The following is a 24,237-nucleotide window of genomic DNA, read 5'->3' on the forward strand; positions in this document are numbered from 1 at the left end:
CCGGTCAGGGCGCTCGGTTGTGACACCCTGTAGTGGTGAACCCCTCGACGACCCAGGCGCGCATCGTCGTCGACGAATTGATCCGCGGCGGCGTACGCGACGTGGTGTTATGCCCGGGCTCCCGCAACGCGCCGTTGGCGTTCGCGTTGCACGACGCCGACCGGTCCGGACGGATCCGGCTGCACGTGCGCATCGACGAACGCACCGCCGGGTTCCTCGCGATCGGTTTGGCGGTCGGGGCGGACGCGCCGGTGTGTATCGCGATGACGTCGGGAACCGCGGTAGCCAACCTGGGCCCGGCGGTGGTGGAGGCGAACTATGCGCGGGTGCCGCTGATCGTGCTCTCGGCCAACCGGCCTTACGAACTGCTGGGCACCGGAGCCAACCAGACCATGGAGCAGCTGGGCTACTTCGGCACCCAGGTACGGGCCGCCGTCAGCCTCGGGCTGGCCGAAAACGCGCCCGATCGGATGGATGCTCTCAACGCGACCTGGCGATCGGCCACCTGCCGAGTCCTGGCCGCCGCCACCGGATCTCGCAGCGCCAACGCCGGTCCGGTGCAGTTCGACATCCCGCTGCGCGAACCCTTGGTACCCGACGCCGATCCAATTGGCGTGCCGCTCCCGCCGGGTCGGCCCGACGGCCAGCCGTGGACCTACACCCCGCCGGTCACCTTCGATCAGCCACTGGACATCGACCTGACCCCGGACACCGTCGTCATCGCCGGGCACGGGGCGGCCCTGTACCCGAACCTGGCCGATCTGCCGACGGTGGCCGAGCCGACGGCGCCGGTTGCCGGCAGCAACCCGTTGCACCCGTTGGCGTTGCCGCTGTTGCGTCCGCGTCAGGTGATCATGCTGGGCCGCCCCACCTTGCACCGCCCGGTGTCGGCGCTGTTGGCCGACCCGAACATTCCGGTGTACGCGTTGACGACGGGACCGCGCTGGCCGGACGTCTCGGGCAACTCCCAGGCCACCGGCACCCGGGCGGCCGTCAGCGGCGCGCCCGACCCGGCCTGGCTGCGCCGCTGCGCCGACCTGAACCGCCAGGCCCTGAATGCGGTGCGCGGCCAGCTCGCCGAGCACCCGTTGACCACCGGCCTGCACGTCGCGGCCGCCGTCGCCGACGCGCTGCGCCCCGGTGACCAGCTGGTATTGGGTGCGTCCAACCCGGTGCGCGACGTCGCGCTGGTCGGGCTGAACACCTCCGGTGTCCAGGTCCGGTCCAACCGGGGCGTGGCCGGCATCGACGGCACGGTGTCGACGGCGATCGGGGCGGCTCTCGCGTACGAGAGGGTCGACCAGGGCCGCACAGTCGCGCTCATCGGTGACCTGACCTTCGTGCACGACAGTTCCGGACTGCTGATCGGACCCACCGAGCCGACCCCGCGCGACCTGACGATCGTCGTCTCCAACGACAACGGCGGCGGCATCTTCGAGCTGCTCGAACAGGGGGACCCACGGTTCTCCGACGTGTCCTCGCGGATCTTCGGCACCCCGCACGACGTCGACGTCGGCGCGTTGTGCCGGGCGTATCACGTGGAGAGCCGGCAGATCGAGGTCGACGAGTTGGGCCCGGCCCTGGACGAACCGGCCGGCGGGATGCGGGTGCTGGAGGTCAAGGCCGACCGCTCGTCGCTGCGGCAGCTGCACGCCGCCATCCGGGCAGCCCTGTGAAGTCGCCGAAGGCGTTGGCGCGCATCCTGATTCACGGAACCACCGAAGAACTACCGGACACCCGACCCCGCATCGTCGTGCGCTGGGTGCGGATCGCGGTGTTGATCGTGGTGTTCCTGGTGACGCTGCAGTCGGTGCTGCTGGTGGCCGGCGCGTGGCGCAACGACCTGGCGATCCGGCGCAATATGGGAGTCGCCCAGGCCGAGGTGCTCAGCGCCGGCCCCCGCCGCTCCACCATCGAGTTCGTCACACCCGAGCGCGTCACCTACCGGCCGGAACTGGGCGTGTTGTATCCGTCCGAATTGGCCAAGGGCATGCGGATCTACGTCGAATACAACAAAAGGGATCCCAACCTCGTTCGGGTGCAACACCGCAACGCCGGGCTGGCCATCATCCCCGCCGGGTCCATCGCCGTGGTGGCCTGGTTGGCCGGCGCGATCGCGCTGATCGGTCTCGCCCTGCTCGACAAACGCCTGAAGCACTGATTTCGCGTCGCGTATCCCCGTCGGCAACCTCCAGGACAGTCGATGCTGCCACGGTTGACGGCGTGCGCGTCGCAATCGTCGCCGAATCGTTCCTGCCGCAGGTCAACGGGGTCAGCAACTCGGTCGTCCGGATACTCGAGCAGCTGCGCCGCGCCGGTCACGAAGCACTGGTGATCGCTCCCGACAACCCGCCCGGCCAGCCCCGAGCCGACCGCCTGCACGACGGGATCCGGGTGCACCGCACACCGTCGCGGATGTTCCCCAAGGTCACCACGCTGCCGCTCGGGGTGCCGACCCCGCGACTGCTGCGGGTGCTGCGGGGATTCGACCCGGACGTGGTGCATCTGGCCTCCCCGGCCCTGCTCGGCTACGGCGGGTTGAAGGCGGCCCGCCGCCTCGGTGTCCCCACAGTCGCCGTCTACCAGACCGACGTACCGGGATTTGCCGAGAGCTACGGCATCCCGATGGCCACCCGCGCCGCCTGGGCGTGGTTCCGGCACCTGCACAGTCTGGCCGACCGCACCCTGGCGCCGTCCACTCCCACCATGGAAACCCTTGCCGCTCAGCGCTTCCCACGTGTCCACCGATGGGGGCGGGGGGTGGACCTGATCAGGTTCGCGCCGTCGGCTCGGGACGAGCGGCTGCGACGGTTGTGGTCTCCGGACGGAAAGCCGATCGTCGGCTTCGTGGGGCGACTCGCCCCCGAGAAGCACGTCGAGAGGCTCGCGGTTCTCGCGGCCGGCGGCGCGGTACGACTCGTCGTCGTCGGCGACGGCGTCGACCGCGCCAAGCTGCAATCAGCAATGCCCACAGCGGTTTTCACCGGCGCGCTCTACGGCGACGCGTTGGCCACCGCGTACGCCAGCTTGGACGTCTTCGTGCACCCCGGCGAGCACGAGACGTTCTGTCAGGTCGTGCAGGAAGCGCTGGCGTCGGGGCTGCCGGTCATCGCCCCCGACGCCGGCGGCCCGCGCGATCTGGTCACCCCGCGCCGCACCGGCCTGTTGCTGCCCGTCGAGGACTTCGAGGCGTTGCTACCCGGCGCGGTCGCCCACCTGCTGGCCGAACGTCAGCGCTACGCACTGGCGGCGCGACGCAGTGTGCTGGGCCGCAGCTGGGCGGCGATCTGTGAGGAACTCTTCGCGCACTACGAGGCGGTGCTGGGGACGCGACGGGCTCAGGCCGCGTAGCGGGTAGCGTCGAACGGGTGAATCGCGCGGACCTCGACAAGGATCCCAAGGACGTCGCATCGATGTTCGACGGCGTCGCCCGTCGCTACGACATCACCAACACCGTCCTGTCGTTCGGTCAGGACCGGTTCTGGCGGCGGGCCACCCGATCGGCGCTGCGCCTCAAGTCCGGCCAGAAGGTACTGGACCTGGCCGCGGGCACCGCGGTCTCCACCGAGGAACTGGCGAAGTCCGGGGCGTGGTGTGTGGCGGCCGATTTCTCGGTCGGGATGCTGGAAGCCGGGAGCGCCCGCCGGGTACCGAAGGTCGCCGGGGACGCCACCCGGTTGCCGTTCGCGGACGAGGTGTTCGACGCGGTCACCATCAGCTTCGGGCTGCGCAACGTCGTGGATTTCCGCGCCGCGTTACGCGAGATGGCCCGCGTCACCCGCCCCGGTGGACGGCTGGCGGTATGCGAATTCTCCACTCCCACTAGCACTTTGTTCGCCACCGCCTACAAGGAGTATCTGATGCAGGCGCTGCCGCGGGTGGCGCGAGCGGTGTCGAGCAACCCCGAGGCTTACGTCTACCTCGCCGAGTCGATCAGAGCCTGGCCCGACCAGACGGCACTGGCGCAAGAGATTTCGCGGTCCGGCTGGTCGGCGGTGCGGTGGCGCAACCTGACGGGTGGCATCGTGGCCCTGCACGCCGGCTACAAGGCGCTGCGCTGACTTCACCGACGCGGTGCAAGAGCAAAAACCCACCTTCACATCGCGGCGAAACGCCGAAAGCAATACCGCCACAATGCCAGAACACCCATTAACTTATTGGCGTGAGTCCGCGCAGCACCCAATTGGTGTCACGGCGGTCGGTGCTCGCCGCAACCGCCGCTACCGCCGCGGCCGCGCTGTCGTACACGATGCCGGTCAGCCGGGCGGCTCCCGGAAAATCGGTCGCCATCTTCGGAGCCGGGGTAGCGGGATTGACGGCGGCACACGAGCTGGTGGACCGCGGTTACACCGTGACCGTGTACGAACGCAAAGCCCTTGGCGGCAAGGCCAGGTCGATCCCGGTGCCGAACTCGGGCGCCACCCCGCTGCCAGGTGAACACGGCTTCCGGTTCTTTCCCGGCTTCTATCGCAACGTCACGGACACGATGCGCCGAATCCCGTTCCCGGGCAACGCCAACGGCGTCTGGAACAACCTGACGCGGGCCACGTCGTACCTGCACTCCGGGCTGGGGCGAGCCGATCTCACTGTCCCGCTGCCGTTTCCGTTGCCCACCGTTCCCAACCCGATCACCCCGAAGGCATTCGTCGAATCGGTCACCACCGTATTTCAGACGTTGTTCCGGCTCCCGTTGTGGGAGGCCGCTTATGCCGCACAGAAACTCGCCGTCTACGTCACCAGCTGCACCGAACGCAAGCTCGGCCAGTGGGACAACATGACGTGGGAGGACTACATCGGCGCGAACAAGAGGTCGCCGGAATACAACCGCTACCTCGCCGACGGGATCATCCGCAACCTGGCCGCCTCGAAATCCAAAGACGCCAGCGCCCATTCGATCGGGTTGGTGGGCGAGGCATCGGTCTGGTCGATCCTGCTGTTCGGCAACGACCGCGACTGCAAGGGATTCGACCGGGTGCTCAACGGTCCGACCAGTTCCCAATGGATCGACCCCTGGGTCGAGCACCTGACCTCCAAGGGCGTGACTTTCCGGGTGGGGCAAGCCCTTTCGCGTCTCACGCCCAACGGCTCACACATCGCGTCCGCCACCGTGGTCGACGGGAACGGATTCCCGCAGCCGGTGGTCGCCGACTGGTACGTGTCGGCGATCCCGTGCGAAAAGCTCGCCGCCGTACTCACTCCCGACGTGATCGCCGCCGACCCGGCGTTGTCCAACGTCGCGCTGTTGCGCACCGAATGGATGAACGGGCTGATGTTCTACCTGAGGGAGCGTGTCGACGTCACCAAGGGGCACGTCAACTACGTCGACTCGGGCTGGGGCCTCACCTCGATCAGCCAGGAGCAGTTCTGGAAGCGCAGCCTGACCACATACGGCGACGGCGGCGCCAAAGACTGCCTCTCGGCGATCATCTCGGATTGGAGTACGCCGGGAAACTTCAACGGCAAGAGCGCACGGCAGTGCACGCCGGCTGAGATCGCGCAGGAAGCGTGGGCGCAGATCAAGGCGCACCTCAACGACACCGGCCATGTGGTCGACGATGCGATGGTGCATTCCTGGTTCCTGGATCCGTCGATCATCGACTCGGGCACGCCCAACGTCCGCAACGACGAACCGCTGTTCATCCAGGATCCGGGTTCGTGGGCGCGCCGGCCCGGCGCGGTCACCGCCATCGACAACCTGTTCCTGGCCGGGGAGTGGATCCAGACCGACCAGAACGTGACCACGATGGAAGGCGCCAACGAAGGAGGGCGGTACGCCGCCAACGGCGTACTGCAGGCATCGGGCTACTCGGGCCAATTGGCGAAGGTGGTCAATCTCTTTCAAGCGCCGTGGTGGGTGCCGCTGAAGACCGCGGACCGGCTGCGCTACCGCAAAGGGTTGCCCAATGCTCTCGACATCCTCGACACGCGAAGGCCGAACCACTAGATCCGCCAGCCGATAGAGTACGGCTATGGCGACTTCGTCTATGTCGGAACCCAATTCGGGGTCCGACTCGCCCGCCGAGCGACGACGCCGCCCCAAGGACCGCAAAGAGCAAATCGCCCAAGCTTCGGCCGAGGCGTTCAGCGAACTCGGCTACCACGGCGTGAGCATGGAGCTCATCGCCGCGCGCGTCGGGGTGACGGCGGCGTCGCTCTATCGGCACTATGCCCGCAAGTACGACCTCTTCCGTGAGGCTGTGCTGAATCTGGGCGAGCAGTTGGTGGTGTGTACGGCCTTCGTCGACGACTGGGACGGCGAGGATGTGGACGCCGAGCAGACGTGGGATCGCGTTGTGGCAGAGCTCATCACCACGACGCTGAAGAATCGGGCCAGTGGCGGTCTGTACCGCTGGGAAGGACGTTATCTGGCAGCCGAGGACCAAGCGGTGCTCAACGCGCAGATCAAGCTGGTCAACCGGCGGCTACACAAGCCGCTGTCCCGATTGCGGCCGCACGTGGGTTCGCGTCAGCGCTGGACGCTGTCCTCGGCGGTGTTGAGCGTCATCGGCAGCATCACCGATCACCGCGCGCAACTGCCCGAGACGCAGATCCGCAGCACGCTGACGCGGATCGTGCGTGCCGTGCGCGACACCGACCTGCCCGACGAGGAACCCGGCACCGCTCCGGCGGCGAAGCCCGCGCCGGGCATCGACGTCGGTGACTACGAACAGATCCTGCAGGCCGCGATCACGCTGTTCAACGAACGGGGGTACCGCGAGACCGGCATGGACGACATCGCGGCCGCGGCGAACCTGCCCACCACCAGCCTGTACCGCTTCTTCAGCGGCAAGGGGTCGATACTGGCGACCATCTACCGGCGCGCGGCCGACCGGGTGTCCGGCGATGTGTCCGAGATACTGGCCGCGGCGGCCGGCCCGGCGGACGCGGTCGCCGGACTGGTCGATGCCTATGTGCGCCGTTCCTTTGCCCGTCCCGAGCTGGCTTACGTCTACTACGCGGAACGCAACAACGTGCCGGCCGACGAGCGGACCGCGCTGCGCAGCATCCAGCACGCGACCGTCGAGGCGTGGGCGCGTCAGGTATCGCTGGCCAGACCCGAGATCAGTACCGGCGAAGCACGATTCGCCGTGCATGCGGCGTTCAGTCTGGTCGTCGACCTGGGCCGGCTGATGCGGTACGAGAACACCGCCGGTGCCCGCAGGGTGGTGTGCCATCTGCTGCGCACGACCCTGCTGGACGCGATGGGGAGTTAGCTGCCCGCCCGCTGCAGGAAACCGACGTTTTCCGGGCAGTAGTGGTCGATCGCGGCGCCGAGGAACTGGAACGCCTGACCCTGCGTGGTCCTCAACGGCAGATTGCGCTGCAAGAAGGTCGCCGACTTGTAGGCGTCGCCGTCCACGCCCCGCTCAATGCGTTGACAGCTGATCTTGGCGAGCCAGGCGTTGTAATCCTGCGGACCGTAGATGCCGTATGTGTGCAGCTGAGCGTTGAAAGGCGCGTCGTAATCGTCGGCCTGCGCGGGCGCCGCAAACCCGACAGCGGCGACCGCAAAGGCGGCGAAAGTAGCCAGCTTAGTCACCTTCATTAGACGGACTATACACCTGGCCGGTGGCTGCTATCAGCCCAGATGGGCGGACAGCAACCACGCACCGACCGACTTGCGACCGTCGCCCTCGTCGCGCGCCTGGAAGCCGGGCATCTCGGCGATGCCGGAAGGGACCTGGGCGTGGATGCGGGCCGGCCGGATCTCGTCGATCACCCAGTACTTGGAGACCACCTCGCGCAATTCGGCCTCGGTGACGGCGTTGACCGGACCTTCTCCGGATATCGCGGCCCGGTCGAAGACCAGGACGAAGTACGACGCGCCGGGCGCGGCGGCACGGACGATCGCGCGCTGGTAGCCCTCGCGCAGCTCGACGGGCATGGAGTGGAACAACGTGCTGTCCACGATGGTCTGGAAACGGCCGGCCGAGCCCGAAGGATAGGCATCGAAATCAGTGATATCGGCGACGGCGAAGGTGGAATTGGTCACACCCCGCTTCTCGGCTTCCTGCCGGGCCAGTTGGATCGCTGTGGGCGAGGAGTCCAAACCGACTGTGGTGTGCCCGCGCTCGGCCAGCGCCAGCGAAATGGCGCCCTCGCCGCAACCGGCGTCAAGGACGTCGCCTCTGAACTTGCCCTGCTCGATCAGGGCGGCCAACTCGGGCTGCGGTACACCGAGGCTCCACGGGGGGCGCACGCCGTCGCCAAACGGACCGCCGTCGCCGCGGTATGCCGACTCGAACTCGAATTCCACATCTGAAGTCATGCCTTCAGGTATATCAACACACCTGATATATGTCAACCAGCCTGATATGTCCCGTTCTTGGCGCGAGCAGACGCAAAAGCCCCCAAATCGGAACGATTTTGGGGGCTTTTGCGTCTGCTCGGCACACTCAGGTGAACGGCGGCCGCCGGTCGATCAGCCGGGAAGACCGCCCGCCGCTGCGCCACAGCCGGGCGACCCAGTCGGTGTCTTCGTCGGTGACCAGGTTCGCCATCACCCGCACTGCGATGCGCATCAACGTCGTGGAGCGCATCGCGATCGGGCCCGTGGCCGGCAGGAACCGCTGAAACGTCAGTAGCAACGCCAGCCTGCGGGCCACCGAGAATCCGCGGGCGTAGTGGTCGGTCAGCAACGCCGGCCACAACCGCGAGAGATCGTCGGTGTCCAGCACCTCGGCGGCCAACCGCCCGGTCTCCAACCCGTAGTCGATGCCCTCGCCGTTGAGCGGATTGACGCACGCTGCCGAGTCGCCGATCAGCATCCAGTTCGGCCCGGCCACCCCCGACACCGCACCGCCCATCGGCAGCAGTGCCGAGGCCACCGCCCGCGGCGGACCCTCGAAGCCCCACTCGTCACGGCGCAGATCGGTGTAATAGGAGATCAGCGGCCGCAACGCCAGATCCGCGGGCCGCTTGGTCGTCGACAGCGCTCCCACGCCGATGTTCACCTCGCCGTTGCCCAACGGAAAAATCCAGCCGTAGCCGGGCAGCACCGCACCGTCGGGGGAGCGCAATTCCAGATGCGACGTCAGCCACGGATCGTCGGCGCGTTCGGTGGCGAGGTAACCGCGGGCGGCGACACCGTACACCGTTTCCTGGTGCCACCGCCGGCCCAGTTTGCGGCCCAGCGTGGATCGTGCCCCGTCGGCGACAATCAGTTGCCGGCAGGACACCTCGGTGTGGTCGGCCAAAGTCAGCGACGTCACCCGTCGAGACGAATCGTGATGCACCGCAACGGCTTTAGATCCCAGCAACATGCGCGCCCCGGACTCCTCGGCGACCTTGCGGATCCGGTCGTCCAGTTCCAGACGGGCCACCGCGCTGCTGTAGGACGGAAACGACGGCCCCGGCCACTCGATCTCCACCTCACCGCCGAACCCGCTCATCCGCAGACCGCGGTGCGCGATACGGCCGGCCAGCCACTCGCCCAGGCCCAGCCGTTGCATCTCCTCGACGGCACGCGGCGTCAGCCCGTCACCACAGGCTTTATCGCGCGGAAAGCTGGCCGAATCGATGACGAGCACGTCGCGGCCCGCTCGCGCGGCCCAGGCCGCCGCCGCCGATCCGGCCGGTCCGGCGCCCACCACCACGACGTCGGCCTGGGAGACTCTGGTGTTCACGTCCACCAGTATGTTGGTCGAATGAGAACTCCGGCGACCGTGGTGGCGGGCGTTGACCTAGGCGACGCCGAATTCGCCGCGACCGTGCGCGACGGTGTCGCCCGGGTCGAGGAGCTCATGGATGCCGAGTTGCGCGGTTCCGACGAGGTGCTCACCGAGTCGTTGTTGCACCTGTTCAAGGCCGGTGGCAAACGTTTCCGCCCGTTGTTCACGGTGTTGGCCGCGCACACCGGGCCGCGCCCGGCCAGTCCCGAGGTCACCTTGGCCGGTGCGATCGTCGAGCTCATTCATCTGGCGACGCTGTATCACGACGACGTCATGGACGAGGCCGAGGTACGCCGCGGGGCGCCGAGTGCCAATGCCCGGTGGGGCAACAACGTGGCGATCCTGGCCGGCGACTATCTGCTCGCGACGTCGTCGCGGTTGGTGTCGTGGCTGGGCCCGGAAGCGGTCCGCATCGTCGCCGAGACGTTCGCCGAGCTCGTCACCGGCCAGATGCGCGAGACCCGCGGCGCCCCCGAGGGCGCGGACCGCATCGAGCAGTACCTGAAAGTGGTCCACGAGAAGACCGGCAGCCTGATCGGTGCCGCGGGTCGGTTCGGCGGAATGTTCTCCGGCGCCGACGACGAGCAGGTGGAGCGGTTGAGCCGGCTCGGCGCGATCGTCGGCACGGCGTTTCAGATCGCCGACGACATCATCGACATCGACAGCGAATCCGACGAGTCGGGAAAGCTGCCGGGCACCGATCTGCGAGAAGGCGTGCGCACGCTGCCGATGCTGTACGCCTTGCAGGAGACCGATCCCGAAGGCGCACGACTGCGCGAGTTGCTGGCCGGTCCCATACACGACGACGCGGATGTATCCGAGGCGCTGACGCTGTTGCGGGCGTCCTCGGGCATGGCCAAGGCGAAGGAAACTCTCGCCCAGTACGCAGCTCAGGCGCATCACGAGCTGAGTCTGCTGCCCGAGGGGCCGGGTCGCGGGGCGCTGCAAGCCCTGGTGGACTACACCGTCAGTCGCCACGGCTAGCCGTTACGGCATTCAGCGTGAAGCCTGGGTTTTGAGCGTGAAGCCTGGGTTTTGAGCGTGAAGCCTGGGTGTTGAGCGTGAAGCCTGGGTGTTGAGCGTGAAGCCTGGGTGGGATCCCGTCGATTTTCCCGCCGTGGGTTCACCCCGAAAGCCGTCATTTCACAATCAACGCCAAGGATGCACACTCAACGCCGCAACTGAGTCTGCTGCCCGAGGGGCCGAGGCGCTGCAAGCCCTGGTGGACTACACCGTCAGTCGCCACGGCTAAATCCGATGAGCCGGAACCTTGACTGTCCCGTCGGGCGTTGATCGGCTGTAATCAGACAAAGCCGAAGTGTTCGTAGGAGGACACAGCAATGACTTGGCATCCGCATGCCAACAGGCTGAAGACGTTCCTGTTGTTGGTGGGCATGTCCGCGATCATCGTGTTCGTCGGGGCGCAGTTCGGCCGGACGGCGCTGATTCTGGCGACGCTGTTCGCCGTGGGCATCAACGTCTACACATACTTCAACAGCGACAAGCTGGCGTTGCGGGCTATGCATGCGCAGCAGGTCTCCGAATGGCAGGAACCCACGATGTACCGCATCGTGCGCGAGCTGGCCACCGCGGCTCGCCAGCCGATGCCGCGACTGTTCATCAGCGACACCAGCGCACCCAACGCGTTCGCCACCGGGCGCAACCCGCGCAACGCCGCGGTCTGCTGCACCACCGGCATCCTGCGCATCCTCAACGAGCGTGAACTGCGCGCCGTGCTGGGTCACGAGCTTTCGCACGTCTACAACCGCGACATCCTCATCTCCTGTGTGGCCGGCGCGCTGGCCTCGGTGATCACCGCCCTGGCCAACATGGCCATGTGGTTCGGTGCATTCGGCGGGAACCGGGAAGGCGGCACGAATCCCTTTGCATTGCTGCTGGTTTCGCTGCTGGGGCCGATCGCGGCGACGGTCGTGCGGCTGGCGGTATCGCGTTCGCGCGAGTACCAGGCCGACGAATCAGGTGCGGTGCTGACCGGTGACCCGCTGGCGCTGGCCTCGGCGTTGCGCAAGATCTCCGGTGGGGTGCAGATGGCGCCGTTGCCGCCGGAGCCGCAGCTGGCGAACCAGGCGCACCTGATGATCGCCAACCCGTTCCGCGCGGGTGAGCGCATCGGGTCGCTGTTTTCGACGCATCCGCCGATCGAGGACCGGATCCGTCGACTGGAGGCGATGGCGCGCGGCTGATCTCGCCAAGCGGGACCGTCGGCGCTCAGACGGCGACTTCGGCTACCTCGCTGCCGGCCATCGACACCAGCCGGCCCCGGATCAAATGTCACCGAAGACGTAACATGTTGACGCACAAGCGAATCCGCCAGAGACCGAACGATGGTGTGCTGAGCTGAGCCGCCTGGCAACCAATTCCTGACGGTATTGCTGGACACCAAAGGCGGCAACCGGGCGCGCTATAGCGAACACAAACTTCATTTGCGACGCCCGGTTTGAGAACGCTAGAAGCCTGAGCCGTGGACCTCGTGTCCGGGCACCTCGGCGGCCAAACCCTTGTAGGCCTGTTCGACGGTGGAGCCGTGGTTGATGACGGCGTCGACCTCGCGGGCGATCGGCATGTTCAGCCCGAACTCGTTGGCGAATTCCATGATCACGCTGGCGGCTTTGACACCCTCGGCGACCTGGTTCATCGAGGCGATGATCTCGTCGATGGGTTTGCCCGCGCCCAGCTGTTCGCCGACGTGACGGTTGCGGCTGCGCTGGCTGGTACAGGTGACGATCAGGTCGCCGAGACCCGCCAGACCGGGGAAGGTCTCGGTGTTGCCGCCCATCGCCACGCCCAGCTTGGTCATCTCGCGCAACGAGCGTGCGATCACCAGAGCGCGGGTGTTCTCGCCGATGCCCAGCGAGTAACCCATGCCGACCGCGATCGCGAACACGTTCTTGAGCGCGCCGGCCATCTCGACGCCGATCACGTCGTCGGTGGTGTAGACGCGGAAGAGGCGGGTGCGGAACAGCCCGGACAGTCGCGTTGCCAGGTGCTGGTCGGGCATGGCCAGCACCGCGGCCGCGGCGTAGCCCTCGGCGACCTCGCGGGCGATGTTCGGCCCAGCCAGGATGCCCGCGGGGTGCCCGGGCAGGATGTCCTCGATGATCTGGGACATCCGCATGTTGGTGCCCTGCTCGAGACCTTTGACCAGGGACACCACCGGCACCCACGGCCGCAGCTCTTTACCCAGTTCGGTGAGCACGTCTCGGAACCCGTGCGAGGGAACGCCCATCACGATGACGTCGGCGCTGTGCGCGGCCTCGGCGAAATCGGTGGTGGCGCGCAGGTTTTCGCATAACTCGACCGCGTCCCCGAGATAGCGGGTGTTGCGGTGGTTGTCGTTGATGTCCTTGGCGGTGTCCTCGGAACGCACCCACTGCAGCGTCGGTCCGCGGCGCGCGCAGATGGATGCGACGGTGGTACCCCAGGAACCGCCACCGAGGACAACGACTTTGGGTTCGCGTTTCTGGGCTGCCATGGACTTCACCCTATTGCGGTCACCCGGCATTTGACAGCGGTTCACCGACCGCGCGTCGTTCTAACCGGCCAGGGCGGCCCGGTCGCCCGCGCGGCCGAAGGCCATCGCTTCCTCGATCCGGTCGAACCGGTAATCGATGGCGTCGGCGAAGTAGTTCTGCCGCACGTTCCACGGCCGCTTGGTGCCCGACTTGGGCAGCGCGTGCAGCGCCCGTCGTACATAGTTGGCCTGGATGTCCCAGGCCGGTTTCTCGGCCATCGGTTGGTCGCCCAGATGCGGGCTGGCGTGCGTGTAGCCGTGGGCGGACATGTACTCCAGCAGTTTCGCCGTCGCGCGCGAGGTCATGTCGGCGCGCAGGGTCCAGGATGCGTTCGTGTAGCCGACGCACCAGAACAGATTGGGCACGTCTTCGAGCATGTGCGCCTTGTAGACGAAACGGTCGGTGGGGTCGATCGGTACGCCGTCCATGCGCAGCGTGACGCCACCGAGTGCCTGCAACTGCAGGCCGGTGGCGGTGACGATGATGTCGGCGTCGAGGTGCTTGCCGGATCTCAGCGCGATGCCGGTGGCGTCGACATGGTCGATGATGTCGGTGACCACTTCGGCTCGGCCCTCGCTGATGGCGTTGAACAGATCGCCTTCCGGTATCAGGCACATCCGCTGATCCCACGGGTTGTAGCGGGGCTTGAAGTGGATGTCGACGTCGTAACCCTCGGGCAGGTTCTGAATGGCCTTGCGGCGCAGCGACCATTTGATGAATGCCGGTGTCTTGCGCGAAAGGAACCAGATCAGCCCTTCGGTGAGAGCGTTATAGAAGCGGACGACCATATGGGATGCCCTGCGCGGCATCACTTTACGGCTGACTCGCGCCAACCTGCTGTATCTGGATGCCGAGACGATGTAGGTCGGTGAGCGCTGCAGCATGGTTACCTTGGCGGCGCGTTCGGCCATCGACGGGATGAGGGTTACGGCGGTAGCTCCACTGCCGATCACCACCACCTGCTTACCGGCGTAGTCGAGGTCTTCCGGCCAGTGCTGGGGATGTACGACGGTGCCGGCGAAGTCTTCGATACCGGGAATGTCGGGTGTGTAGCCCCGGTCGTAGTCGTAGTAGCCGCTGCCGAAGAACAGGAACCGGCTTCGGCACTGCCTGGTGACTCCGTCCTGTTCGAAGGTGACGGTCCAGGTGTCGGTCCCCGAATCCCAGTCCGCACTGCGCATGTAGCTGTTGAACTGGATGTGGGAGTCGATGCCGTGCTTGCGGGCGGTGTCGACCAGGTACTGGCGGATATGGTCGCCGTCGGCGACACCTTCCTCGCGCGTCCACGGTTCGAACGGAAAGCTGAGCGTGAAAATGCTGCTGTCCGAACGGACTCCGGGATATCTGAACAAATCCCAGGTGCCGCCGATGCGTTCGCGCCGCTCCAGGATCGTGTAGGTCACTGCGGGGTTGCGCTGGGTGATCCGGTAGGCGGCTCCGATGCCGGAGATGCCGGCGCCGACGATCAGGACGTCGACTCGGGCCGTCTCGGCGGGGGCGTGGTCGGCTTCTTGAACGGTCACTTCACCAGAGTAGGCACCCACCGGTTGGTCGGGCCAGGGACCGTGGGTTCTACCGGTAGTTCACGAATTGCAGCGCGACGTCCAGGTCGGCCTGCTTGAGCATCGAGATGACGGCCTGCAGGTCGTCGCGTTTCTTGCTGGTGACGCGCACCTCGTCGCCCTGGATCTGGGTCTTGACCGTCTTGGGGCCCTCGTCGCGGATGAGCTTGGTGATCTTCTTGGCGTTCTCGCTGCTGATGCCCTGCTTGAGGGTGCCGTTGACCTTATACGTCTTGCCCGAAGCTTGCGGCTCGCCCGCTTCGAAGGCCTTCATCGAGATGTCGCGGCGGATCAGCTTCTCCTTGAACACGTCGACGGCCGCCTTGACCCGCTCCTCGGTCGACGAGGTCAGTTCGATGCCCTCTTCGCCTTTCCAGGCGATCTTGGTGTCGGTGCCGCGGAAATCGAAGCGCGTGGACAGTTCCTTGGCGGCCTGGTTGAGCGCGTTGTCGACCTCTTGTCGGTCGACCTTGCTGACGATGTCGAACGATGAGTCGGCCATTCGGTGGGTCCTCCTTCGGGGCTAGCCGTTTGTGAACTGTCTACCCGGTCGTTGTACCCTGCTAGGCGGCAGGTTGCCCGAGCGGCCAATGGGAGCGGACTGTAAATCCGTCGCGAAAGCTTCACAGGTTCGAATCCTGTACCTGCCACCACAGCGTCAGAGGTTGTTCTCTCCGATGCAATGGCCTTGAGGATGCTCATCGTCCGCAGCGCACTGAGCGGCCGCAACCCTGCTGGCCACGGGCCGTGGAAGACTCGCCAGATGCCCGAGCAACAAAGCCGGCTGTTTACCATTCTGGCCGAAATGGGCTTCCGTCCCGCGTCGAAGCCGTCAAATCTCCGGCTCGACACGCTGCCTCCAGCGGCCCGGGCGGCAATCGTGGAACTTTACCGCGAACTCGGAGGCGTCCATCCCGAACCGCGCCTGGCGCCGGGCCCGTGGGATTCCTGCTACGAATCTCACCTGATTGTCGAATTCGACGAGAGCCAGCACTTCAATCGCTACCGCGCGAAGACCCTTGGTCCCGACTGGGCAGCGGATTTGCCATGGCGACACGACTACCTCAGCTATTGCGATCAGTTCGAAGGGGACTGTCTGAAGTCGCGGGGATGGGGCGGCTATTGGAGCAACGACTCGACAGAGCGGATGTTCGGTACGGCCGGCTCTCCGCGCGAGCTCGCCGGCGCAGGCTCCCCTCGGTGGAAGCAGAGGGCGCTGTATGACGCGATGCGTGACATTGCTGCCGCCGAAGGAATCGTCCGTCTCGCGCGGCTTGCCGTCTACGACACAGTCGGAGGCACCGCACTCGGGCACATCCTCTCGCGCCCTTCGCCGGTGGACGGTGCCGCGCTCAGAGCGCTCTTGGAATTGCGAACCATATCCGGCTGATTTAAAAGCACGTGGAACGGCTGACGCTACTTTCTGTCGCCTATAGGTTGTAATTTTCACCTGTCTCTGCGGGGGAGTGAATCGACATATGGCCCAGACGAATGCCAACCTGATCTGGAAGATCGCCGACCTGTTACGTGGGCCGTATCAGCCCAATCAGTACGGCGACGTGATCTTGCCATTCACGATCCTGCGTCGCCTGGACTGCGTCTTGGAGCCGACCAAGGACGAGGTGCTCGCCGAGTACAAGAAGATCCGAGCGACCAAGGTCGATCCTGGGGTGTTCTTGAAGGCCAAGTTCAAGCTGCCGTTCTTCAACACCTCGAAGTGGAGTTTCGCCTCTTTGATCGGCGATCCGGAGGGTGTGGCGGACAACCTGATCGACTACATCGAGCACTTCTCCCCGAACGTGGGCGACGTGTTCGACGGGTACAAGATGCTCGACGAGATAGCCAACCTGGCCAAATCTGACCGGCTCTACCTGATTGTAAAGGCTTTTGCTGCAGTCGATCTGCATCCAAAGGTCGTCACCCAACACGATATGGGCTACATCTTCGAGGAACTGATCCGCAAGTTCGCCGAATCCAACTCCACCCAGGCTGGCGACCACTTCACACCCCGCGAAGTAATCGCTCTGATGGTCGACATCCTGTTCACCACCCACGACGATGTGCTCACCAAACCTGGTGTTGTTAGAACGATCTACGACCCTGCGGCAGGCACTGGCGGGATGCTCTCCACCGCCTTTGACCACCTTGTCGAGATGAATCCCAAAGCGCGTCCGGTGCTGTACGGGCAGGACATCAATCCCCGCTCCTACGCACTGTGCAAATCCGACATGATCATCAAGGGTCAGGATGTTGACAACATCTACCTCGGTGACACGCTCACCGACGACGGCTTTCGCACAGACCATTTCGACTTCCTGCTGTCCAACCCGCCGTTCGGGGTGGCTTGGAACACTCAACAGAAGAAAGTCACCGACGAACACGAACAACGTGGATTCGCAGGACGTTTCGGCCCCGGCCTGCCCCGCGTCTCCGACGGCTCCCTGTTGTTCCTGATGCACCTGATCTCTAAGATGCGGCCGGTCAAGAATGGCGTGGGTGGCAGCCGGCTCGCCATCGTCCTCAACGGATCACCGCTATTCACTGGCGGCGCCGGTTCCGGGGAGTCCAACATCCGACAGTGGATTATCGAGAACGATCTACTGGACGCAATCATCGCGTTGCCGACCGACATGTTCTACAACACCGGCATCGCCACCTACATCTGGATCTTGGACAACAACAAGATTGCAAAACGCAAAGGCAAAATCCAGCTTATCAATGCCGTCGACATGTACGGCAAGATGAAGAAGTCTCTTGGCTCCAAACGAAAAGAACTGCGGCAGAAGGACATCGAGCGGATATGCCGGCTGTATGAAAGCTTCCGCAACGAACACGGCTCCGACGAACACGAAGCCCACTCGAAAGTGTTCAAGGGTGAGGAGTTCGGCTACTCCACCATCACCGTCGAACGCCCCTTGCAACTGCGGTTCAACCCGACCGAGGACAAGATCGAAGCAGTCTTTGCGCAGAAGAGCATCGACAAGCTCAAGGACGGCGACAAAGCGGCATTGCGAAAAGCGCTCAGTTCGCTGACCAGGTGGGAATGGAAGGACCGCGACGAGTTCGTCGCCGAACTCAAAGATGCGCTGCGCAAGGCCGGACTGACGAAACCGCCTGCGCCGCTTGTCAAGGCAATCTGGACGACCCTCGGTGAGCACGACGACGACGCCATAATTGTCACCGACTCCAAGGGCAACCCTGAATGCGACCCTGCACTTCGCGACACCGAGAATGTTCCGCTGACCGAAGACATCGAGGCGTACTTTGCACGCGAAGTCATGCCCCACGTCCCGGACGCCTGGATCGACCACGACAAGACCAAAATCGGTTACGAAATTCCGTTCACGCGCCACTTTTACCGCTACATCCCGCCTCGCCCACTCGAAGAAATCCAAAAAGACCTCCGGGTCCTCGTTACCGAGATTCAGGCCATGCTCGCGGAGGTCGGAGCGTGACCTGGCCCTGCTACGCCCGCTACGAGAATTCGGGTGTGGACTGGCTGGGTGACATACCCTCTGGCTGGAAGGTAGCCCCTCTCAAGTTCGCGGCGACGGTGTTTCCGAGCAACGTAGACAAGCACACTCGTGACGGTGAGATACCAGTACGGTTATGCAACTACACCGACGTATACCGCAACGACAGCATCACCAAAGCGCTGGACTTCATGGAAGCCACTGCAACCAAAGAGGAGATTAACCGGTTTACCCTAAGACGCGGCGACACGATCATTACCAAAGACTCCGAGACTGCCGACGATATTGGATTGAGTGCTTATGTTGCAGAGTCTCTTCCGGGAGTCCTGTGTGGCTATCACCTTTCGGTCGTAAGGCCTTCCGCAGTGCTCAATGGGCGATTCGCAAAGCGTTTGTTCGATAGCTATTATTTGAAGGCGGCCATGGAAGTGAGAGCAAACGGTCTCACCCGCGTAGGATTGGGCCAGTACGCACTGGGCAATCTTGACGTACCGCTCCCACCGATCCAAGAGCAAGAACAAATCGTCGAATTCCTCGACTGCGAGACCGCAAAGATTGATGCTCTAATCGCAAAACAAGAGCAGCTCATCGCTGCCCTACAGGATCGCCGATCTGCGACGGTGGACCACGTACTCAATCACTACGGATTTGCAGCGCCGCGGTCGCTGGGCGATCTCGAATTAGCTATACCGCCAGCGGGATGGCACATCATTCGCCTAGGCACGATACTACGTCAACTTACTAACGGGTTCGTCGGACCAACACGCGACATTTTGGTGGACGACGGAGTGCCCTATATACAGAGCACACATATAAAGCGAGGCCGGATCGAATTTGACCGCCGTCCCTTCTACGTTCGCCGAGAATGGCACGACGAGCGCCCACGGATCCACCTTCGTGAAGGCGACGTGTTGATAGTTCAGACGGGCGACATCGGCAAAGTGGCAGTTGTACCGCCCGACTTCGGGGAAGCTAGTTGTCATGCGCTGCAAATAGCCAGGGTTAGACCTGAGTTATTAACTGGCAGTTATCTCGGCGCGTTCCTTAGCTCCTGGATTGGCTACAACTACCTGTGTTCGTTAGCGACAGGTGCACTACACCCTCATCTAGAGGCCGGAATCCGCGCCGTCCCTGTTGTCGTTCCCCCGCTTGATGTCCAAAACATGATCGTTCGCCAAGTGCGCGAGCAGACCGCGAAGATCGACATTCTGGTCGCGAAGTCGATCGAGGTGATTGAAACTCTACGGGAGTACCGGTCGGCATTGATCACGGACGCTGTGACAGGGAAGATCGACGTGCGAGGGGCAGCGTAGCGATGTCCCAGCAGCATCATGAGTCGTCATTCGAGACCGAGATCTGCGAATACCTCGCCGAACACGGCTGGCTGTACTCGCCAACCGATGCGGGTTACGACCGTGAGCTGGCGTTGTTTCCGGAAGACGTGTTCGGTTGGCTGGCAGACACCGAACCGGAACAGTTGGCCAAGCGGGTCAAGCCGGGACTATCCGGAGCAGCCTTGGACAAGGCGAGGGCCGGAGTGTTGGCGACTCTGGTGAAGCAGCTGGGCGCTGATCCAAAGGTGAACGGCGGGACATTGTCGGTGTTGCGGCGTGGGTTCAAGGACCTCAACGCACAGTTTGCGATGTGTCAGTTCCGGCCCAACACCACTCTGAATGAAACTACCGAGAAGCATTACGGCGCAGTCCGTTTGCGGGTCATGCGCCAAGTTCACTACTCGATGCAGCACGCCAACAGCATCGACCTGGTGTTCTTCGTCAACGGCATCCCAGTTGCCACCGCCGAACTGAAGACTGACCTCAGCGTCCAGAACGTCACTGACGCCGTGCTGCAATACAAGCATCACCGGCTACCCAAGGGGGAACCGTTGTTGCAGTTTGGTTCTCGCGCATTGGTGCACTTCGCGGTCTCGAACTCCGAAGTGCAGATGACCACCAAGCTCGCCGGCAAGGACACCGTCTTTCTACCGTTCAACCGAGGCGATCACGGTCGTGCCGGAAACCCGGCCAACCCGCACGGCTCGTCAACGGCCTATCTGTGGCAGCAGATCCTGGACCGTAACACCTGGCTCGACATCCTCGGACGGTTCCTGCACCTGCAGATCGACGAGAAAATCGACCCGATCACCAACAAGAAGGTCCGCTCTCAAAAGATGCTGTTCCCCCGCTACCACCAGTGGGACGTCGTTACCCGACTGGTCACCGATGCGCGCGTTAAGGGGCCGGGGCAGCGCTACCTGATACAGCACTCCGCCGGCTCGGGAAAGACCAACTCTATTTCGTGGCTGGCGCATCGACTTTCGGTGCTGCACGACGACACCAACAAACCGGTATTCAACTCCGTCATCGTGATTACCGACCGAAACGTCCTCGACTCCCAGCTGCAGGAAGCGATCCGTCAGATCGACCGCACCCCAGGCGTAGTCGCCCATATCGCCGGGTTGGGCGGGCCGAAATCTCAGGAGCTGGCTGAGGCGCTGACCGGCGGGACGAAGATCATCATCGTCACCATCCAGACCTTCCCCTACGCCCTGCAACTGATTCAGGAGCAAGCCGACCTCAAAGACAAGAGCTTCGCGATCATTGCCGACGAAGCCCACTCCTCCCAGGCGGGCGACGCCTCTAAACGGCTCAAGGCTGCGCTCTCGGCAAGCGAACTCGAAGACCTGGAAGACGGTGGAACCGTCGACGCTGAAGATGTGCTGGCCGATGAGATGGCCGCCCGCGCCGAATCAAAGAACCTGTCGTTCTTCGCCTTTACTGCCACCCCCAAGGCCAAAACCTTGGAGTTGTTCGGCCACAAATCGAGCATCGACAGCAAACCGCACCCCTTTCACCTGTACTCAATGCAGCAGGCCATCGACGAGGGCTTCATCCTCGACGTACTGCGCAACTACACGCCCTACAAGACGGCATTTCGGCTCACCCACCACGGGCAGACTTTCGAGACTGAAGACACCGCCGCATCAGGCACCCTTCAGGTCTCGGGTGAATCCACCGGCGAATTGGTGGACAAGAGTGCGGCGATCAAGTCGGTGATGAACTGGGTCAAGCTGCACCCAACCAACATCAGTCAGAAGGTCGCGATCATCGTCGAGCACTTCCGCGACAACGTAGCGTGGCGGCTCGACGGGAAGGCCAAGGCCATGGTGGTCACCTCCTCGCGCAAGGCGGCAGTGCGCTACAAGCTGGCCTTCGACAAATACATTGCCGAGCGCAACTACACCAATATTGCGGCGTTGGTGGCCTTCTCCGGGGAGGTCACTGATCTCGATTCGGGGCTGGAGAAGGTCACCGAGACCAGCATGAATCCGGGACTCAAGGGTCGCGATCTGCGCGATGCGTTCGCCACCGACGAGTACCAGGTGATGTTGGTGGCCAACAAGTTTCAGACCGGCTTCGATCAACCGCTGCTGGTCGCGATGTACGTCGACAAACGCTTAGCAGGGGTGGCGGCGGTCCAGACCTTGTCGAGATTGAACCGGACTGCACCGGGGAAGGATCAGACCTTCGTCCTGGACTTCGCGAACACCGCCGAGGATATTGTGGAGGCATTCGAGCCCTACTACGCCGCTACCACCCTGGCCGATGTTACCGACCCCAATATCGTGCACCAGACGGTAAACAAGCTTGATGCTGCAGGGATTTACAAAGAGTCGGAGGTCAACGGTCTGGTCGCAGATTACCTCAAGTACGCCCAGCAGCCCGGTAAAGGCCATGAGGCACTGAACAAGTGGGTCCAGCCGGCGCGAGACGTGTTCCGGGACCGGGAACGCCGAGCTCGCGATGACGGTGACAGCCTGGCTTTGGAAAAGTTGGACATCTTTCGCAAGGACATCGGTACGTTCCTGCGCCAGTACGACTTCCTCTCTCAGATCGTCAACTACGAAGACCCCTCGATCGAGAAGCTCTCGATCTACCTACGGCACCTCGCGCCCGTGATCGCCAGCGAGCAGCTTCATCACGAGATCGACCTGTCCGGCGTCGACTTCGATTACCTAGCCCAGCACCCCGGGGGTTCCACCGACGGAAAGCTTTCCGGTGGTGTGACGCTCGAACCGGCGAAAGCCGGGGGGACCGGGATGGCCCACGATCCCGAACTAGTCGCTCTGGAGCAGGTCATCGCCCAGATCAATGACCTGTTCTCCGGAGACCACCCCGACTCCAGCGTCCGCAACGTCGTTACTCACATCAAGGACCGGCTCGAAGAAAGCGAAATCCTGCAACAGCAGGCCCAGAACAACACGCTGGCCCAGTTTTCGGTCAGCCCGGACCTGAAGAACGAGTTCGTCAGCGCCGTGATAGGCGCGATGGCCTCCTCCGAGGACTTGTCCACGCAGATCCTGGGCAATCCCGAGCTGTCGTCGAAGCTGCTCGGCGAACTTGTGCCCATCATCTATCAGGGGTTGAAGCCGACGGCATGACAGACTCCTCACCCGCAGCCTTGTTGCTGCGCAGTAGTTCTCAGTGGAGTGTGGCGATCCAGAATTTGAGCGACCTCAACCGTGCTCATGGTGCGGAAGCCCAAACAAAGGTGCTTGACTTCGTCACGAAGTATGAGAACGCGCGAGGCGCAATGATTGTCGACGTCGTTGCGTCGAGGCAACGTCGGTATACGACGCGGGTACACGACATCGTGGCAGACTGGAAAGCGCATAACGCCGAGCACACCATCGCGTGGCTAGCCGCCCACCCTCTGCAACGAGACAAGTACGGTCTTTCCGAGGACGAAGTTACGACGATTCACGAAGTGGCAAACAGGCTGTGCGCCTTTGCCTCCCAGGAGGGGCTGACTACCGCAGACCAAGAAGGCCAACTATGTCGGGTTTGGGCTGAGCGTTACGGAGCATTCGAGCATGCGCCCAAGCTCGACCCCGTAGTCGGTTCGGTCAAGGGTATCGGCGTCGCGCTCTTCGCCTATGCCCGGATGCGTTCAGGTGCCGATGCCATCAAGCCCGACACGCGCGTCGTGAAAGCACTGCGCTCACTTGGATTCTCGGTACCCGAAGATCCGCACGCGGTGCTCCTGGTGGCCCGAGCTGCTGCCGACGACATAGATGTATCACGACTTGTTCTCGACCAACTGTTGTGGTGGCAAGACAACGAGGACGTCCCAGTCTTTTCCCGACAAACCGTCACGGAAGGTCATAAATGATGGCTGCGATCCCGCTGAGGAGCTTGATCGGCGACCTTGAACCAACCGAGTGCAAATTGCACTGCGCGGTGTGGAACGGTGAAGACCACCCCATTGACGTGTTGACCCGCTCATGGGACGAGTGGGTCAATTGGAGCCAATGGCGGCCAGCTCGCGACGAGTTCAACCGGCGATACATCTTCGCGATGGCCCGAAGCCGAAATGACCCATCGCACTGGCTTTTTGGCGGTGTCTTCGAGGTACTGAACCGTCGCAACACTCCAAATGCCTATTCGTACGAGATCGCTCTTCGCGAGGATCTATTGAGTCCATTCATCAAGCGTCTATGGGTGCAGTTCCGCCCACCAGGGCGTGCCATCCGACTGAACCTGGAGACTCACCTGGACAACATCGAAGTAGTATCCATTCTCCGCCTTCCATACGCAGGGGAGCCATTTCCAGGCCATGACAGGATCAACCATTCGCTCGGAATATTGGAAACCGCAGTCACCCAAGATTGGAATGACTGGCGCGGTGCGCTTCAGTACATGAAGGGCGTGTACGTCATCCATGACCAGGAGACCGGCCAGGCTTACGTCGGCTCTGCCTGCGCCGACACCGGGATTTGGTCGCGGCTGCGTCAGTATGTCGATAGCCTGCACGGCAACAATGCCGCGCTTCGCGAGTTGGTCGGTCAGAAAGGGCCCGACTATGCGCGCAAGAATCTTCACTTCGCTCTTCTCGAGTTTTGGTCGATGCGAACCGACGACAATGAGGTGCTGGCCCGGGAGAGATATTGGAAAGACGTCCTGCTGTCGCGCAAGTTCGGCTTCAATAGGAACTAACG

The 24,237-nt window shown here is 63.6% G+C and carries 20 protein-coding genes and 1 tRNA gene; 15 read left to right on the plus strand and 6 right to left on the minus strand.

Translation table 11 applies throughout. The features are described from left to right. The first annotated feature begins 35 nt into the window (after positions 1–35). From menD to AC5Y47_RS12455, 6 genes are all read left to right on the plus strand, one after another. Complete coding sequence (menD, locus tag AC5Y47_RS12430) at positions 36–1,676, plus strand: 2-succinyl-5-enolpyruvyl-6-hydroxy-3-cyclohexene-1-carboxylic-acid synthase (protein ID WP_499944299.1); 1,641 nt, start codon at positions 36–38, stop codon at positions 1,674–1,676. Beyond that, a complete protein-coding gene (locus AC5Y47_RS12435; RefSeq protein ID WP_499944300.1) occupies positions 1,673–2,161 on the plus strand; it encodes a DUF3592 domain-containing protein in 489 nt (162 codons plus the stop codon). The genes menD and AC5Y47_RS12435 overlap by 4 nt, the downstream gene beginning before the upstream one ends. A 62-nt stretch (positions 2,162–2,223) precedes the next feature. Then, positions 2,224–3,351, plus strand: coding sequence for a glycosyltransferase family 4 protein (locus tag AC5Y47_RS12440; protein ID WP_499944301.1), 1,128 nt, complete (start codon positions 2,224–2,226; stop codon positions 3,349–3,351). Between the two features lie 17 nt (positions 3,352–3,368). After that, a complete protein-coding gene (locus AC5Y47_RS12445) occupies positions 3,369–4,061 on the plus strand; it encodes a demethylmenaquinone methyltransferase (protein ID WP_499944302.1) in 693 nt (230 codons plus the stop codon). Between the two features lie 101 nt (positions 4,062–4,162). Next, on the plus strand, positions 4,163–5,944 hold the full coding sequence (locus AC5Y47_RS12450; RefSeq protein ID WP_499944303.1) for a hydroxysqualene dehydroxylase: 1,782 nt from the start codon (positions 4,163–4,165) through the stop codon (positions 5,942–5,944). Positions 5,945–5,969: 25 nt separating this feature from the next. Beyond that, positions 5,970–7,214 (plus strand): TetR/AcrR family transcriptional regulator, encoded by a 1,245-nt coding sequence (locus AC5Y47_RS12455; RefSeq protein ID WP_499944304.1) that lies wholly within the window; start codon positions 5,970–5,972, stop codon positions 7,212–7,214. Here the strand turns inward: AC5Y47_RS12455 and AC5Y47_RS12460 are convergent. The 3 genes from AC5Y47_RS12460 to menJ all read right to left on the minus strand — a co-directional run bounded on the left by AC5Y47_RS12460 (position 7,211) and on the right by menJ (position 9,626). Next, complete coding sequence (locus AC5Y47_RS12460; RefSeq protein WP_499944305.1) at positions 7,211–7,546, minus strand: DUF732 domain-containing protein; 336 nt, start codon at positions 7,544–7,546, stop codon at positions 7,211–7,213. The genes AC5Y47_RS12455 and AC5Y47_RS12460 overlap by 4 nt on opposite strands. A gap of 33 nt (positions 7,547–7,579) precedes the next feature. After that, complete coding sequence (locus tag AC5Y47_RS12465; RefSeq protein WP_499944306.1) at positions 7,580–8,269, minus strand: class I SAM-dependent methyltransferase; 690 nt, start codon at positions 8,267–8,269, stop codon at positions 7,580–7,582. 127 nt (positions 8,270–8,396) lie between these two features. Next, positions 8,397–9,626: a menaquinone reductase MenJ gene (gene menJ / locus AC5Y47_RS12470; protein ID WP_499944307.1), complete on the minus strand. Its 1,230-nt coding sequence runs from the start codon at positions 9,624–9,626 to the stop codon at positions 8,397–8,399. A gap of 21 nt (positions 9,627–9,647) precedes the next feature. On the opposite strand from menJ, the gene grcC1 reads away from it, so the two are divergent. Together grcC1 and htpX are read left to right on the plus strand one after the other, a co-directional pair. Next, on the plus strand, positions 9,648–10,655 hold the full coding sequence (grcC1, locus tag AC5Y47_RS12475; RefSeq protein ID WP_499944308.1) for a nonaprenyl/(2E,6E)-farnesyl/geranylgeranyl diphosphat synthase: 1,008 nt from the start codon (positions 9,648–9,650) through the stop codon (positions 10,653–10,655). Positions 10,656–11,011: 356 nt separating this feature from the next. Continuing rightward, positions 11,012–11,875 (plus strand): zinc metalloprotease HtpX, encoded by an 864-nt coding sequence (gene htpX, locus AC5Y47_RS12480; protein ID WP_499944309.1) that lies wholly within the window; start codon positions 11,012–11,014, stop codon positions 11,873–11,875. 263 nt (positions 11,876–12,138) lie between these two features. On the opposite strand, the gene AC5Y47_RS12485 is transcribed toward htpX, so the two are convergent. Genes AC5Y47_RS12485 through AC5Y47_RS12495 form a run of 3 tightly spaced genes read right to left on the minus strand, consistent with a single transcriptional unit; the run spans position 12,139 to position 15,268 of the window. Further along, on the minus strand, positions 12,139–13,164 hold the full coding sequence (locus tag AC5Y47_RS12485) for an NAD(P)H-dependent glycerol-3-phosphate dehydrogenase (protein ID WP_499944311.1): 1,026 nt from the start codon (positions 13,162–13,164) through the stop codon (positions 12,139–12,141). A gap of 60 nt (positions 13,165–13,224) precedes the next feature. Next, positions 13,225–14,727: a flavin-containing monooxygenase gene (locus AC5Y47_RS12490; RefSeq protein ID WP_499944312.1), complete on the minus strand. Its 1,503-nt coding sequence runs from the start codon at positions 14,725–14,727 to the stop codon at positions 13,225–13,227. A gap of 49 nt (positions 14,728–14,776) precedes the next feature. Further along, positions 14,777–15,268, minus strand: a complete 492-nt coding sequence (locus AC5Y47_RS12495) for a YajQ family cyclic di-GMP-binding protein (RefSeq protein WP_499944313.1) — start codon at positions 15,266–15,268, stop codon at positions 14,777–14,779. Positions 15,269–15,335: 67 nt separating this feature from the next. On the opposite strand from AC5Y47_RS12495, the gene AC5Y47_RS12500 reads away from it, so the two are divergent. The 7 genes from AC5Y47_RS12500 (at position 15,336) to AC5Y47_RS12530 (ending at position 24,235) form a co-directional block, all read left to right on the plus strand. Then, a tRNA-Tyr gene (locus tag AC5Y47_RS12500) sits at positions 15,336–15,419 on the plus strand. Between the two features lie 110 nt (positions 15,420–15,529). Continuing rightward, positions 15,530–16,156: a DUF7255 family protein gene (locus AC5Y47_RS12505; protein ID WP_499944314.1), complete on the plus strand. Its 627-nt coding sequence runs from the start codon at positions 15,530–15,532 to the stop codon at positions 16,154–16,156. Positions 16,157–16,244: 88 nt separating this feature from the next. After that, a complete protein-coding gene (locus AC5Y47_RS12510; RefSeq protein ID WP_499944315.1) occupies positions 16,245–18,221 on the plus strand; it encodes a type I restriction-modification system subunit M in 1,977 nt (658 codons plus the stop codon). A 35-nt stretch (positions 18,222–18,256) separates the two neighbouring features. Next, positions 18,257–19,552: a restriction endonuclease subunit S gene (locus AC5Y47_RS12515; RefSeq protein WP_499944316.1), complete on the plus strand. Its 1,296-nt coding sequence runs from the start codon at positions 18,257–18,259 to the stop codon at positions 19,550–19,552. A gap of 2 nt (positions 19,553–19,554) precedes the next feature. Next, positions 19,555–22,680, plus strand: coding sequence for a type I restriction endonuclease subunit R (locus AC5Y47_RS12520; protein WP_499944317.1), 3,126 nt, complete (start codon positions 19,555–19,557; stop codon positions 22,678–22,680). Continuing rightward, positions 22,677–23,411, plus strand: coding sequence for a hypothetical protein (locus tag AC5Y47_RS12525; protein ID WP_499944318.1), 735 nt, complete (start codon positions 22,677–22,679; stop codon positions 23,409–23,411). Before AC5Y47_RS12520 ends, AC5Y47_RS12525 begins: the two co-directional genes overlap by 4 nt. After that, entirely contained in the window at positions 23,411–24,235 is an 825-nt protein-coding gene (locus tag AC5Y47_RS12530; protein WP_499944319.1) for a GIY-YIG nuclease family protein, read from the plus strand. The genes AC5Y47_RS12525 and AC5Y47_RS12530 overlap by 1 nt, the downstream gene beginning before the upstream one ends. Positions 24,236–24,237 lie beyond the last annotated feature (2 nt).

It is taken from the genome of Mycobacterium sp. NGS22, from assembly GCF_059813095.1.

Coding starts and splice junctions, on each gene's coding strand:
- AC5Y47_RS12455 (WP_499944304.1), top strand. CDS start 5,970: ATGGCGACTTCGTCTATGTCGGAACCCAATTCGGGGTCCGACTCGCCC.
- AC5Y47_RS12460 (WP_499944305.1), bottom strand. CDS start 7,546: ATGAAGGTGACTAAGCTGGCTACTTTCGCCGCCTTTGCGGTCGCCGCT.
- AC5Y47_RS12465 (WP_499944306.1), bottom strand. CDS start 8,269: ATGACTTCAGATGTGGAATTCGAGTTCGAGTCGGCATACCGCGGCGAC.
- grcC1 (WP_499944308.1), top strand. CDS start 9,648: ATGAGAACTCCGGCGACCGTGGTGGCGGGCGTTGACCTAGGCGACGCC.
- htpX (WP_499944309.1), top strand. CDS start 11,012: ATGACTTGGCATCCGCATGCCAACAGGCTGAAGACGTTCCTGTTGTTG.
- AC5Y47_RS12485 (WP_499944311.1), bottom strand. CDS start 13,164: ATGGCAGCCCAGAAACGCGAACCCAAAGTCGTTGTCCTCGGTGGCGGT.
- AC5Y47_RS12495 (WP_499944313.1), bottom strand. CDS start 15,268: ATGGCCGACTCATCGTTCGACATCGTCAGCAAGGTCGACCGACAAGAG.
- AC5Y47_RS12505 (WP_499944314.1), top strand. CDS start 15,530: ATGCCCGAGCAACAAAGCCGGCTGTTTACCATTCTGGCCGAAATGGGC.
- AC5Y47_RS12510 (WP_499944315.1), top strand. CDS start 16,245: ATGGCCCAGACGAATGCCAACCTGATCTGGAAGATCGCCGACCTGTTA.
- AC5Y47_RS12520 (WP_499944317.1), top strand. CDS start 19,555: ATGTCCCAGCAGCATCATGAGTCGTCATTCGAGACCGAGATCTGCGAA.
- AC5Y47_RS12525 (WP_499944318.1), top strand. CDS start 22,677: ATGACAGACTCCTCACCCGCAGCCTTGTTGCTGCGCAGTAGTTCTCAG.
- AC5Y47_RS12530 (WP_499944319.1), top strand. CDS start 23,411: ATGGCTGCGATCCCGCTGAGGAGCTTGATCGGCGACCTTGAACCAACC.